13 protein-coding genes are annotated in these 12,790 nt (G+C 64.3%); 10 read left to right on the top strand and 3 right to left on the bottom strand.

Going from position 1 to position 12,790, the window contains the following annotated elements; all coding sequences use genetic code 11:
• The coding region (locus AS93_RS0115390) for a conjugative transfer ATPase (RefSeq protein WP_027591438.1) at positions 1–2,233 on the top strand (2,233 nt) is incomplete at its 5' end.
• Between the two features lie 74 nt (positions 2,234–2,307).
• On the opposite strand, the gene AS93_RS0115385 is transcribed toward AS93_RS0115390, so the two are convergent.
• A complete protein-coding gene (locus AS93_RS0115385; RefSeq protein WP_155956160.1) occupies positions 2,308–2,541 on the bottom strand; it encodes a hypothetical protein in 234 nt (77 codons plus the stop codon).
• A 260-nt stretch (positions 2,542–2,801) separates the two neighbouring features.
• Here AS93_RS0115385 and AS93_RS0115380 point away from each other — a divergent pair, with 260 nt between their 5' ends.
• The 4 genes from AS93_RS0115380 to AS93_RS0115365 all read left to right on the top strand — a co-directional run bounded on the left by AS93_RS0115380 (position 2,802) and on the right by AS93_RS0115365 (position 6,247).
• On the top strand, positions 2,802–3,236 hold the full coding sequence (locus tag AS93_RS0115380) for a S24 family peptidase (RefSeq protein WP_027591436.1): 435 nt from the start codon (positions 2,802–2,804) through the stop codon (positions 3,234–3,236).
• Positions 3,223–4,503 carry a translesion error-prone DNA polymerase V subunit UmuC gene (gene umuC / locus AS93_RS0115375; protein ID WP_027591435.1) on the top strand — a complete coding sequence of 427 codons (1,281 nt, stop codon included), beginning with the start codon at positions 3,223–3,225 and terminating at the stop codon, positions 4,501–4,503. The genes AS93_RS0115380 and umuC overlap by 14 nt, the downstream gene beginning before the upstream one ends.
• Positions 4,504–4,746: 243 nt before the next feature.
• Positions 4,747–4,998, top strand: coding sequence for a helix-turn-helix transcriptional regulator (locus AS93_RS0115370; protein WP_027591434.1), 252 nt, complete (start codon positions 4,747–4,749; stop codon positions 4,996–4,998).
• Positions 4,988–6,247, top strand: a complete 1,260-nt coding sequence (locus tag AS93_RS0115365; protein WP_027591433.1) for a type II toxin-antitoxin system HipA family toxin — start codon at positions 4,988–4,990, stop codon at positions 6,245–6,247. Before AS93_RS0115370 ends, AS93_RS0115365 begins: the two co-directional genes overlap by 11 nt.
• Before the next feature lie 365 nt (positions 6,248–6,612).
• Here the strand turns inward: AS93_RS0115365 and AS93_RS0115360 are convergent, their stop codons facing one another.
• Positions 6,613–7,107 (bottom strand): hypothetical protein, encoded by a 495-nt coding sequence (locus AS93_RS0115360; RefSeq protein WP_027591432.1) that lies wholly within the window; start codon positions 7,105–7,107, stop codon positions 6,613–6,615.
• 347 nt (positions 7,108–7,454) lie between these two features.
• On the opposite strand from AS93_RS0115360, the gene AS93_RS0115355 reads away from it, so the two are divergent.
• From AS93_RS0115355 to AS93_RS0115335, 5 genes are read left to right on the top strand one after another with little or no spacing between them, the layout of a single operon-like run.
• Positions 7,455–7,874, top strand: a complete 420-nt coding sequence (locus AS93_RS0115355) for a TIGR03757 family integrating conjugative element protein (protein WP_027591431.1) — start codon at positions 7,455–7,457, stop codon at positions 7,872–7,874.
• The gene (locus AS93_RS0115350; protein WP_027591430.1) at positions 7,871–8,818 is read left to right on the top strand and encodes a TIGR03756 family integrating conjugative element protein; all 948 of its coding nucleotides are present in this window, start codon (positions 7,871–7,873) and stop codon (positions 8,816–8,818) included. The genes AS93_RS0115355 and AS93_RS0115350 overlap by 4 nt, the downstream gene beginning before the upstream one ends.
• A 38-nt stretch (positions 8,819–8,856) precedes the next feature.
• Positions 8,857–10,176 (top strand): integrating conjugative element protein, encoded by a 1,320-nt coding sequence (locus AS93_RS0115345; RefSeq protein ID WP_051587508.1) that lies wholly within the window; start codon positions 8,857–8,859, stop codon positions 10,174–10,176.
• A complete protein-coding gene (locus AS93_RS0115340) occupies positions 10,173–10,514 on the top strand; it encodes a hypothetical protein (protein WP_027591428.1) in 342 nt (113 codons plus the stop codon). The genes AS93_RS0115345 and AS93_RS0115340 overlap by 4 nt, the downstream gene beginning before the upstream one ends.
• Positions 10,514–12,019 (top strand): conjugal transfer protein TraG N-terminal domain-containing protein, encoded by a 1,506-nt coding sequence (locus AS93_RS0115335; protein ID WP_027591427.1) that lies wholly within the window; start codon positions 10,514–10,516, stop codon positions 12,017–12,019. Before AS93_RS0115340 ends, AS93_RS0115335 begins: the two co-directional genes overlap by 1 nt.
• Here the strand turns inward: AS93_RS0115335 and AS93_RS20380 are convergent.
• Complete coding sequence (locus AS93_RS20380; protein ID WP_081798325.1) at positions 12,016–12,378, bottom strand: DUF3742 family protein; 363 nt, start codon at positions 12,376–12,378, stop codon at positions 12,016–12,018. The two genes, AS93_RS0115335 and AS93_RS20380, sit on opposite strands and share 4 nt — an antisense overlap.
• Positions 12,379–12,790: the final 412 nt, after the last annotated feature.

Here is a 12,790-nt window from a genome sequence, read left to right as displayed (position 1 = left end):
GGAGGCTGGGGCCCGGCGCGGGGCGTCGCCCGAGCAGGCGCTGGCCACCCTCTGCGAGCGCCTGCCGGGAGGTCTGGCCAATGCCGGGGTGAAGGCCCGGCGGCTGGGTGCGGCGGACATCCACGACTGGTTGCTGCGCTGGTTCAATCCCAACCCGACCGTGCTGGGCACTGACGCCGAGGCGCGCGAGCGCTTTTATGCGCTGACCCGCTATCCCTCGGAACAAGAAGCGGGGGAGGTGGAGCTGGCCAGCGGCACCGACTTCGCCCAACGTCTGTTTTTCACCCAGCCGCGATCCGATGCCGCGCAGGGGCTGTGGTTCTTCGACGGGATGCCGCACCGGGTGGTGGTGATGGATCGTCTGCGCGTGCCGCCGGCGCCTGGTCATCTCACCGGCGAGACTCGCAAGGGTGGCGATGCCGTCAGTGCGCTGTTCGATCAGTTGCCTGAGGACACGTTGCTGTGCCTGACCCTGGTGGTCACGCCGCAGGATGTGCTGGAGGCGCGCCTCAACCATCTGGCGCGCAAAGCGGTGGGCGACACGCTAGCCTCGGAGCAGGCCCGTCAGGACGTGCAGACGGCACGCGGCCTGATCGGCGGCGCCCACAAGCTGTACCGGGGCACGCTGGCCCTCTACCTGCGCGGCCGCGATGCGGCCGAGCTGGACGCTCGGGGTCTGCAGCTGGCCAACGTGATGCTCAACGCCGGCCTGCAGCCGGTGCGCGAGGACGACGAAGTAGCGCCGCTGAACAGCTATCTGCGCTGGCTGCCCTGTGTGTTCGACCCGGCCGCCGACAAGCGCCAGTGGTACACGCAACTGCTGTTCGCCCAGCACGCGGCCAATCTGGCGCCGGTGTGGGGGCGCAGCCAGGGCACCGGACATCCGGGCATCACTTTCTTCAACCGGGGCGGCGGCACCGTCACCTTCGATCCGCTGAACCGGCTCGACCGGCAGATGAACGCCCACCTGTTCCTGTTCGGTCCGACCGGCTCGGGCAAGTCGGCGGCGCTCAACAACATCCTCACCCAGGTCACGGCCATCTACCGTCCGCGGCTGTTCATCGTCGAGGCCGGCAACAGTTTCGGCCTGTTCGGCGAATTCGCCGCGCGCCTGGGGCTCAGTGTGCACCGCGTGACGCTGGCTCCCGGTACCGGCGTGAGCCTGGCGCCATTCGCCGATGCCCGGCGTCTGGTGGACACGCCGGCGCAGGTCAGCACGCTGGACGCCGATGCCTTGGACGAAGGGGAGATCGCGGTTGATGGTGACGAGCAGCGCGACGTGCTGGGCGAGCTGGAGATCACCGCGCGGCTGATGATCACCGGCGGCGAGGACAAGGAGGAGGCGCGCATGACACGCGCCGACCGCAGTCTGATCCGCCTGTGCATCCTGGCCGCGGCGCGCCGCTGCAGCACGGAGCAGCGCACGGTGCTGACCCGCGACGTGCGCGACGCACTGCGTGACCGGGCCCTGGATACGGCGCTGGCGGAGGTGCGGCGCACCCGCCTGCTGGAAATGGCCGACGCCATGGACATGCTCTGCCAGGGCGCCGACGGCGAACTGTTCGACCGTGACGGCACGCCCTGGCCGGAGGCCGACATCACCATCGTCGACCTGGCGACCTTCGCCCGCGAGGGCTACAACGCGCAGCTGTCGATCGCCTACAGCTCGCTGATCAATACGGTCAACAACATCGCCGAACGTGACCAGTTTCTCGGCCGGCCGATCATCAACGTCACGGACGAAGGGCACATCATCACCAAGAACCCGCTGCTGGCCCCCTACGTGGTGAAGATCACCAAGATGTGGCGCAAGCTCGGCGCCTGGTACTGGCTGGCGACCCAGAACATCGACGACCTGCCGCAGGCGGCCGAACCGATGCTCAACATGATCGAGTGGTGGATCTGCCTGTCGATGCCGCCGGCGGAAGTGGAGAAGATCGCCCGCTTTCGCGAGCTCTCGCCGGCGCAGAAGGCGTTGATGCTCTCGGCGCGCAAGGAGGCGGGCAAGTTCAGCGAGGGAGTGATCCTCGGCAAGTCGCTGGAACTCCTGTTCCGTGCCGTACCGCCCAGCCTGTACCTGGCGCTGGCCCAGACCGAGCCGGAGGAAAAAGCCGAACGCTACCGGCTTATGCGCGAGCACGGCATCAGCGAGCTGGAGGCGGCCTTCCGGGTGGCCGAGCGGATTGATCGCGAGCGGGGGATTGAGCCGTTGGCTGGGGTGGAGTTGCGGTAAAAAATCCTCATGAGCGTGGGGCTTCCCATCAAATCCGGGCACTTTTCGCCAGGAATCCTCATGCTCGTGCGGATTCACCGAAGCGGGCGCCCTTCGAGGTCATACCCACGCGGCTCCAGGCGCAGGGTTAGCCGGCCGCTTCGATCATCGCGAAGGAGATGCCCGGCGCCATCCATTGGCCCAGCCCCGGAATGCTTGGCAACCTCCTTGGTGAGAGTACGCACGGGTTGGCGCAGCGCGGCGTTCTTCTTGAAGGTGGCGATGGCGATGGCCATGGCGCCTGCGTCGGTGATGTTGGTGCCGAACACGCCGGCCCCGGGGGCCGGCACTGCCGCGGCGGCGACGGCCGCGCTGGATGATGCTGGCGCATTTGCGGTATTGCTGGGTGGTCATGGTTATGTCTGCGGCTCCCTGATCGACGTGTGGGGGTAGTCTGCCGCGACCGTTCACCTCTGGAGTTCTAGGCAAGCTTGCGTAGGCTTCGAGCAGGAGCTCGCAACCCGGGTGCGCTTGAGGGTGAGCTGAATACGCGTTACTGTTTAAATATACAGTATTTGAGTATTCATCCATGCGCATCACGCTGCTCGGGGCGTCCGCTCCTTCGCCGGCGCTCCGCTTTCCCTTTTATGCCTACCGGATCCCGGCGGGATTTCCTTCGCCGGCGCAGGATCACCTGGAGGAGCCGATTTCCTTGGATGAGCTGCTGGGCCTGCGTGCGCCGCACACCTTTCTGGCTCGCGCCGATGGGCACAGCATGACCGGGGTCGGCATCTACGATCAGGACCTGCTGGTCATCGACCGCTCGTGCCTGCCCGAGCCTGGCCAGGTGGTGATCGCGGTGCTGAACAACGAGCCGCTGGTGAAAATCTACGACCGCCAGAACGATCAGGTGCTGCTGCGCTCGGCAAACCCACGTTACGCGCCGCGCTATCTGCTGGAGGGTGAGGAACTGAGCGTGTGGGGCGTGGTTCGTTACAGCATTCGCAGCCATGGCCACTACTGAGCCCGTCGTTGCGCTGATCGACTGCAACTCCTTCTACGCCAGTTGCGAGCGGGTGTTCCGGCCCGACCTGCAGCGCACGCCGGTGGTGGTGCTGTCCAACAACGATGGCTGCGTAATCGCGCGCAGCGCTGATGCCAAGCCGTTCGTGAAGATGGGCGAGCCCTACTTCAAGATCAAAGGCCTGCTCCGGAAGCACGGCATCGTGGCGTTCTCCAGCAATTACGCGCTGTATGGCGACCTCAGCCAGCGGGTGATGACGGTCATCGAGGGTCTGGTGCCGCGGGTGGAGGTGTACTCCATTGATGAGTCGTTCGCGGACCTGACCGGGTTGCCGACTGACCTGGAATTCCTCGGGCGCAGGATCCGCTCCCAGGTACTGCAGTGCACCGGCATACCAGTCGGGGTGGGCATCAGCACCACCAAGACGCTGGCCAAGCTGGCCAATCATGCGGCGAAGACGTGGCAGCGACAGACCGGTGGGGTGGTGGATCTGCGTGACCCCGTCCGCCGCGAAAAGCTGTTGCGGGTGATGCCAGTCGCGGAGGTATGGGGGATCGGCCGGCGCCTGACGGCCAGTCTTCAGGAGATGAATATCATCACTGCCTGGGACCTTGCCCAGGCCGATACCCGGACCCTGCGCAAGCGTTTCAGCGTGGTGGTCGAGAAGACCGCCCGTGAACTGCGTGGCATACCGTGCCTGGAGCTGGAGGAAGTGGCGCCGCCCCGGCAGGCTATTTGCTGCTCGCGGGCATTCGGCATGCGGCAGACCGAGCTGGCGCCGATTCGCGAGGCGGTCGCCGCATACACCACACGCGCGGCGGAAAAGTTGCGCGCGCAGCGCTCATTGTGCCGCCAACTGCGCGTCAGTATCCGCACCGGCATGTTCAACCCCGACGAGGTAAAGTTCGCCAAAGGCATCGTGGTCACCCTGCCGTACCCCAGTGATGACACCCGGCTGCTCATCCGCGCGGCAATGGAAGGGCTGGAGCAGGTGTTCCGCGAAGGATATGCCTACGCCAAAGCCGAGGTCCTGTTGCTGGACCTGCGTCAGCGAGGCGAATTCACTGATGATCTGTTCGCCGAGACCCAACCGGCCGCCGCCGAGCAACTGATGGGCATCATGGACCGAATCAATGGCCGCTGGGGTAGAGATACCATCCACCCGGGGCGGGTGCCTGCGCAGCCCGCGTGGGGGATGAAGCAGGAACTACTGAGTCCGGGCTATACGACGCGGCTGGAACAGTTGTGGCGGGTGGGGTGCAGGTAGTTGCGAGAGCGGATATGGGATTGGCTGCCCGAGGCTCGGACTTCAATTCAGAGCGAGTTCAACGATGATCTGTTTGCTGAGACGGCGACCCCATCGGGAATCGGTAGTTTTTCCCGATCAGGATCATTTCACTCCCCCAAAAGCTTACTTTTACCAAAATTTCCCGATCAGGAATGTTTACTTGCTTTCGGGCATTTTCCGCTGCTAATGTTCCCGAACGGGAAAATCCAGCGACCACACCACATGACACCTATCGATTCCGCACACACCCTCGGCAATTTGCTAAGGGGGGCACGCAAGCAATTGGGACTTACCCAGGCCGACCTCGCACTGGCCGCAGGGGTCGGTGTGCGCTTCGTGGTTGAACTGGAAGCCGGCAAGCCCACCGTGCGCCTGGAACAGGTACTGCGAGTGATCGATGCCTTGGGCGGCGAACTGCAGCTCGACGGGCTTGCGGATCAGACGAACGAGGAAACCGCACACCATGGCGCATGAACTCGAGGTCTGGCTGGCCGGCGCGAAGGTCGGCACCCTGTCCCTGCCGGAGGGACGGCTGAGCTTCCGGTACCACTCCGACTGGCTGACCAACCCCGCCGCGATAGCGCTGTCCTGTTCGTTGCCGTTGCAGGCGGAACCCTTCGGCGACCATGCGGCCCGCCCGTTCTTCGCCGGTCTTTTGCCGGAAGGCCAGCTACGGCGCCTGATCTCACAACAGCTCCAAGTCTCGCGACAAAACGATTTCGCCCTGCTGGCCGCCATCGGGGGTGAATGCGCGGGCGCCGTCACTTTGCTGCCCAAGGATGCGGCTCCGCCGACCGACCACTCCGGAGGCGTGCAATGGCTGGAGGAGGCTGCGCTGGCCACGCTCATCGACGAACTCCCTCGCCGGCCGATGCTGGCCGGCCAGGATGGCCTGCGTCTTTCGCTCGCCGGCGCCCAGGACAAGCTGCCGGTGGTGTTCGATGGCCAGCGTGTTGGCCTGCCCTTGGGCGGATACCCCAGCACACACATTCTGAAACCGCCGATTCACGCCGTGGATAACAGCGTGATCAACGAAGGCTTTTGCCTCGCGCTGGCCCGCGCCCTACAACTGTCCGTCGCCGAGGCGCAGGTGCGCGAAGCGGAGGGCCGCCGCTTCCTGCTGGTCACCCGCTACGACCGCCTGCCCAGCGCCCAAGGCCAGCCGGTGCGCCTACATCAGGAGGACCTGTGCCAGGCGCTCGGTGTGGTGCCCGAACTGAAATACCAGAACGAAGGCGGCCCCGATCTGACCGCCTGCTTCGACCTGCTGCGCCGCGTGACCCGCCCCAGCGCTCCCCAGGTGCTGCGTCTGCTGGACTACGTGATTCTCAACGCGCTGGTCGGTAACCATGACGCGCACGCCAAGAACTTCTCGCTGCTGTACGCGGGCTCATCCCGCAAGGCCGCTCCAATTCTGGCGCCGCTCTACGACGTGCTGTCGACGGCCATCTACCCCAGCCTCACGCCGAAGATGGCGATGAAGCTGGGCAGCAAATACAAATTCAGTGAGGTCGAGGCCCGGCACTGGCAACAGTTTGCCGAAGCCTCCGGGCTGGCCTGGGCGCAGACCCGCAAGCGCATCCTCGCCATAGCCCGCATACTAACTGCCACCGCACGTGCGCTGCAGGCGACCTCGCCATTTGCGGGCGAGCCGGTGATCGAGCAAATCGTCACGCTTATCGAACAGCGCGCCGCGCTGACCATCCGCCGTCTGGGTGCCTAAGCTCGCCATACTTGGCGCTGGTAGCTCAAGCATCCGCAGTGGTTCCTTCGGGAGCATCTGGCCGAGCATGCGCCGCACAATCGGTACTACTACGGCTGGCGGTGCGGCTGATTGTGAAGAGGCTAGGGGGAGCAAGATAGGGGAGATTATCGGGGAACGATCCACCACGGTTACGGAATTGAGCGTCTGCTATTGACCCAAAGCTGCCGCGAGTAGAAGGCAGCTTTCGACCAATAACGATGGTTTGGCACACGTCTACGGGTGGCCGGCCGTCCCCAGGCATAACATTCTGGGGGGCAGCGGACGGCCCGTGATCATGCAGGCTAGGTGTCAGATTGGCGTTCACCAACTTCTGCTGGGCGGATTCAATCTCTGTGGTAGGTAACCATGATGGCCTGGTTGTATAATGCGGTTTCCCCCCAGCATCTGTCTTTGACTCCAAAAAAATGCAGGATCCCGCCGAACGCATGCCCTTCGACGGCTTGCAATTGGCTGATGTCTTTCTCCAGCAGCGCCACCATATCTTCTAATCGTCGCACTTCATCTTCTTTTCTTCGAGCATGGGAAATCACATGGTTGAGGTAGTCCCTATGCCTCTCAAGCTCGCCTGCTTGGAATCCGCCAAAACCGGCCGAAAGGTAGTTATCACGGATTGAGTGGAAGGGGGACAGAGCGCTTTGACGTTCATCAGTGCGTTCAAGAAATTCGATAAAAGCTTTGGCTCGCTTCTCCCCAGCCAGCGCACTAACCATCTGCCCCCGTTCGTCTTCAAGCTCGTTACGCGCAACCTCCAGCATTTTTTCAGCCATATGGATCTGATCAGAAATGATTTTGTTGTCCAGCGGAGGACCTAGCATCATGTGAAGTTCTCAACAGCTAAATGGTATTCGAAGGCTATCACTAGCAGCCAGGCGCGTCTGGGGTCTATGACGTTCGTCGAAGAGCCCCTTTTGCCTTGGCAAGCGTTGAACGATCCCGTATCCGCTGTATTTTTTGGGGCCATCAGCCAGTTCAAGGGCCGCTTCTGGCCGAAAGCAGCCGGTCACGAAGGTCTCTATTGGCATATGTCGGCGCGATGCCCGCTAACCTGGCTCGATTTTGACAGGAGCCAAGCGAATCCGGAGCGCCCATGCTTCCTATTCGCGGTCGCCAGTTCACCCCATCCTGCGTTGCACTACGGGGGTGAAGAGCTTCTGAGTGCCGCGCCATGCTTCGCCTTCTTCTCGCCCGTGCCTCCCTCGGACTATTGCCGCTGGCCCTGACTTCGGCCGGTACGCTGGCGGATGCGAGCACTACCAAGTCGCCGGTCTGGGTCATCACCGATCGCTGGCACCCCGTCCGGGGTGAAGCCGACCGACTGATCAAGCTCGATGCGCCGGCTCGAATTGAGACCGAGCTGTCCGGCCGGCTTTCGAGTGTTCCCAGAGAGGCGCAGGTACGGGGCCGCTTGTGGGGTGACATGCATCAGGGCCTGCGGCAGGCGTACCAGGACGTCATCGAAGCCTGGCGTCTGGGTGTCGCCAAGATCCCTGCGGTGGTGGTGGGCGGGCGTTACGTGGTGTATGGCGAGCCCGACGTGGTCCGGGCGGCCATCAGGGTCGAGCAGTGGCGGAGGGCGCAGCCATGAAGCGCTTGGCGTTCACCTCCACACGGCGCCTGCGTTTCGGCATGGCCCTGCTGACGGTCGGCGCCGCTCCGGCCTTCGCCTTGAACACCGCCGCTATCGTGGCTGCGGCTTTGTCACCGGACTGTCTGGAGTACCGCATCAGCGGCATCTGCTACTGGCTGTACTGCACGCCGTTTGGCTGCAGCGTGCGGACCTCGGTCAGGGTCAGCCACTACGTTCCGGACGCGGTGGTTTCCAGCTATTCGAACACGGGCGAGAACTCGTGGGCCGAGATGGCCGTATTGAGTCCACCGAACGCTACAGCCCGGGCTGGCGGCGACGGCACTACCAATCAGGCGCATGAGAACAATCTGGCGCGCTTCAAAAACGCCGATGTGATCGGCCATCCGGCCGGGGCGCTGTTCAGCCAGTTCGCCGGCAGCATGGGTTACAGCTGCGAAGGCGCCGGCACGGCGTTTCGTCCCTACCTGCTGAGCACGTTCGATACCCCGGCCTGGCGTTACAACCTGCCCGAATCCCTCTACCCGGAGGCGCTGAGCCTCGGGCTTCGTGAGATCGGTTCACGCCAGTCCGGCATTCTGTGGGGCACCGTCTACCCGCGTGGCGGCTTTCTGCACCAGGTGGATGACTACAAGGCCGCTGCGGTGGTGGCCCAGCGTGCCGGCGACATCGTCACGCGTCGCAACCAGATCCACGTGTACCAGCCGCTGCTGGGCGAGGCGCGCGACGGCTACTGGCCGGCCGGTGGGTTGCTGGAGGGCAATGCCAGCACCGGCAAGTGGCAGGAGCTGACGCCGACGCTGTCCGATCGTTGCGCAGTCTTTCCCCATGACATGCCCAGACAGCAGGCACAGCGCGGCGATTACGCCTGGGCGCTGTGGCGACCTTATAGCTGCTGTCAGCGGCAGGGGCAGGTGCTGCTCGGCAGCATGGAATTCCCATGATGGAGAGCGCGCTGATGCGTCTTGGCCGAGCCCTGCTGATGGCGGGATGGATGGGGTCACTGGGTGCTTACGCGCAGACCGTACAGCAACAGGGCAGCGTCATCGGTGACGATGTGCTGTACAGCATCGGCGGCGGTCGCGCGGTGTCGATGAGCGGGGCGGCCAACATGCGCTCGCTGGGCGTGGGCATGGGCTGGAACAGCAACCTGATTTGCGGCGACATGAGCCTGACCACCACACTGCAGAACCAGTTGAACGGCGTCACCGATGGGTTTCAGAGCATCATGTCCACGGTGATCCAGAACGCCACGGCGGCGGTGGCCTCGCTGCCGGCGCTGATCATTCAGCGCGCCGATCCCGGTCTGTACAACCTGCTCACCAACGGTGTGCTGCAGGCGCGGCTGGATTTCGATCGCTCGAAGATGACCTGTCGCGCCATCGCCGGGCGGATGGCTGACATGGCCGGAGGGCAGCTTGGTTGGGATCAACTGGCCGAGGGCATGGCGCTGAAGCAGGCCGTGGCCGGTGGCGATGCGGTATCGGCCATCGATATGGCCGAAGCCAGTCGCGGCAATCAGGGCGTGCCCTGGGTGGGCGGCGAGCCGGCTGGCGGTGCGGCCCAGCGCCCGGTAAGCCTGGTGGGCGACGTGACCCGCGCCGGCTTCAACTTGCTCAACGGCCGCGCCGCCACCGAGGCGGATCCCATCGCGCCGGCTGACTGTGTCGGCAACCTCGCCTGCGAGACCTGGCGTTCACCGGATGCCGCAGCCGCCTGGGCGGTGCGGGTGCTGGGCGAGCAGGAGCAGCGTACCTGCGAGTCCTGCGCCAAGACCGTCACCACGCCCGGCGCCGGCCTGACACCGCTGATCCAGGAGGAATTTGAAGAGCGGCTGCAGGTGCTTCAGGAGCTGGTCGATGGCAGTCGACCAACCCGTGCCGATGATCTGCGTGCCGCCGGCAGTGTGTCGCTGCCCATCACCCGGGGCGTGATCGAGGCGCTGCGTGATGAGCCGGATCAGGAACTGCTGGTCCGCCGCCTGGCTTCAGAGATCGCCCTGGCCAGCGTGCTGGAGAAGGCCTTGCTGCTGCAGCGCACGCTGCTCACCGGCCGCAAGGAGCCGAATGTGGCGGCCAACGAGCTGGCCCAGGCAGCCATCACCCGCGAGAGCGACCTGCTTGAACGCGAGATCCGCAACCTCAAGACGGAGCTGGAGCTGCGTCACGAGCTGGCCAACAACGCGCCGATGATGATCATCCAGCGGCATGGCCGGCGCGCCGCCGGCTCACGCGGTGTCTATGAAGGGGACCCGCTGCGCAACCGTCTCGATCTGTTGCAGCAGCCCGGAGGAACGCCATGAGCGGGCTGCGCCGATTGCGGCCGCTGGCCGGTGCATTGGCCTGGGTTCCTGCGCTGCTGATTGTCAGCCTGCTGGCGAACCTGGTCGGCATCAGGCTGGCGGGTGATGTCGCCGGCTGGGTGCGCTGGCTGAGCGCGCACAGTACCGCCTTGCTGGTCTGGCGAGTGCTGCTGTATGCAGGGACGGCCTGGGCGTGGCTGTGGATGCGGGGCCGGTTGCGTGCTAGGGAGCCGGATGGGGTTGCTGCCGGCCGGCTGGTGCGCGTCGAAGTCGCCGCCGTGCTGGTACTGATCGCGCTGGAAGCCAGCCTGCTGCTGTCAGCGCCGTGGAGTGCCTGATGATGCTCATCACCGGCGACTATCTGGAGTACTACCTCACCCTGGTGGGCTGGCTGATCCATAACGGCATCTGGATGGTGCTGGTCGCCAGTGGCGTGTTTGCGCTGCCATTCCTGGCCATCGTGCTGCAGGAATGGCTGAAGGCCCGCGCGGAAGGCGCCGACGAAGGCAACAAGGATGTCCTCTCCGCGGCGCGCATCGAGAACCGGGTGTTCGTGGCCATCGGGGTCATCCTGTTCGCCGGCGTTCCGTTTATCGATGTCGACTTCTCGACGATCCAGCACGACCGCTCGCGCTCGCAGCAATGCCAGGTCAACGTGCCGTTGCCGAGCGATACCGGCTGGTCGCAGTCGTTCAGCACGCTCAACAACCAGTCGGCCAGAGTGCCGGTGTGGTGGTTCTTCATGCACGCGCTGTCGCGCTCGATCACCGGAGCAGCGGTGGCGGCGATTCCCTGCGGCACGGACCTGCGGCAGATGCGCATGGACATCGACGCGACGCGTATCGATGACCCGCTGCTGGCACAGGAGGTGAGCGACTTCAGTCGTGACTGCTACGGTGCGGCGCGGGCCCGGCTGTTCATGCGCCGCCCGAGCCTGAGCGAGGAGCAGATGCACGATGTGAGCTGGATCGGCTCGAACTACTTCGTCGATACCGCAGGTTTCTACGACAGCTACCGCTCCGCAACGCCGCGCGCCGCCTGGGCATACGACGGTCAGCGCGATGCCGGCCTGGCCGAGCTGCCCGGAGCAGGGGGGTACCCAACCTGCCGGGAATGGTGGGCCGCGCCGGAGATCGGTTTGCGAGCGCGCCTGCTGGACCAGGTCGATCCGGGACTGCTGAGCCGGCTGGCCGGCTGGGCGGGCTTCCTCACCCCGCAGCAGGTGGGGGATTCGGTGATTCGCGCGCTGGCGGCGCCCCGGCAGCAGAAACTCAACCAGGGGGCGGTCTACACCGATTACGGCGGCCAGGTGGAAATGACCCGCACCAACATCGTCACCCGCGCCGCTGGCGACCTGGGGCTGACGCTGGGGGCGATGGGGTACTTTCCGGCCATGGACATGGTGCGCCAGGCCCTGCCGATGGTCCTGGCCCTGCTGAAGATGGCCTTGGTGATCTGCATCCCGCTGGTACTGCTGATCGGCACCTACGATCTGCGAACCCTGGTCACGGTGAGCGTGGTGCAGTTCGCGCTGTTCTTCGTGGACTTCTGGTTCCAGCTCGCCCGCTGGCTCGACTCGACCATCGTCGATGCGCTCTATGGTTGGGGCTTCGGCTGGAACCGGCCGCACAGCAACTTCAACGCACTGATGGGGCTGAACAATGCGTTCGGGGACATGCTGCTCAATTTCGTGATGGCCACGATGTTCATCGTGTTGCCGTCGTTCTGGATTGCGGCGCTGGCGTGGGCGGGGGTGAGGGCGGGCAATTTTACCCAGATGATGACGTTGTCTACGGACGGCTCGAAGACGGCGGCAAGCAAGGCTGTAGATAAATTGACCTAGTCGTCTTCGAAGGGATCATCGCCAGGATCGATACGAATGTCGCCTCGATAGAGCCCAAAACCAGCTGCACCCATGCGCCATTGGGGCTGTTCATCTGCAGGAACAGACGGCCGGCAGGCCACCCAGGCGACCAGCACCAACACAGCCAACAGCAACCCCACCCAAGATGCGACGTAGAGCAAGCCTCCCATTATCAGCAGCCGCACGAGCCATAGGCCGCTGATAGTGATAGCTCGTGGCACGCCACGCTCAAGCGTCTGGGCTACTGTTTGGCGCTCCAGCCGAAGGTAAGCCCGCCAGCCTAAGCCCAGCCGACGGCCGAATCGTTCTGCCAGGCTCGGGTGAGGTTGCGTGGGCATTGTGCTCCCTCGGTGTGCTGTTGCAGCATGAAGACCTCTCGATCGAAGCCACCACCACGACAATTGTCGGGGACCCTGACGGAGAATGAGTGCCGCCAGCTATTGTCCGAGACGCTTGCCAACCCGACGGTTCGCGATGTGATGGCCAGGACAGGAGGTTTCGCAAGCACCGTTGGCAGAATAGTCGGAGACGCAAGGGAAGGTGAGTATCTACTGTGAGCCGATGCAGCAATGAATGGTGCAGTTCATTTAAATAGCGCCATCCCGCGCGTGGAGCCGCTGGCTGCCGGATACCTCGCTGCGCGGTTTAGCAGGCCAGCAGACGTATTCAGCAGCAGATCGCCACAGGCATGCCGAGTGTAGTGGCCTACTGATCCCGGACACCGATTTAGGCGAAAATCCTCGCCATTAA

The organism is Pseudomonas sp. RL, from assembly GCF_000647775.1.
Classification (GTDB): Bacteria; Pseudomonadota; Gammaproteobacteria; order Pseudomonadales; family Pseudomonadaceae; genus Serpens; species Serpens flexibilis.
The sequence above is the reverse complement of the archived record's forward strand: the minus strand, read 5'-3'. Positions and strand labels throughout refer to the sequence as shown.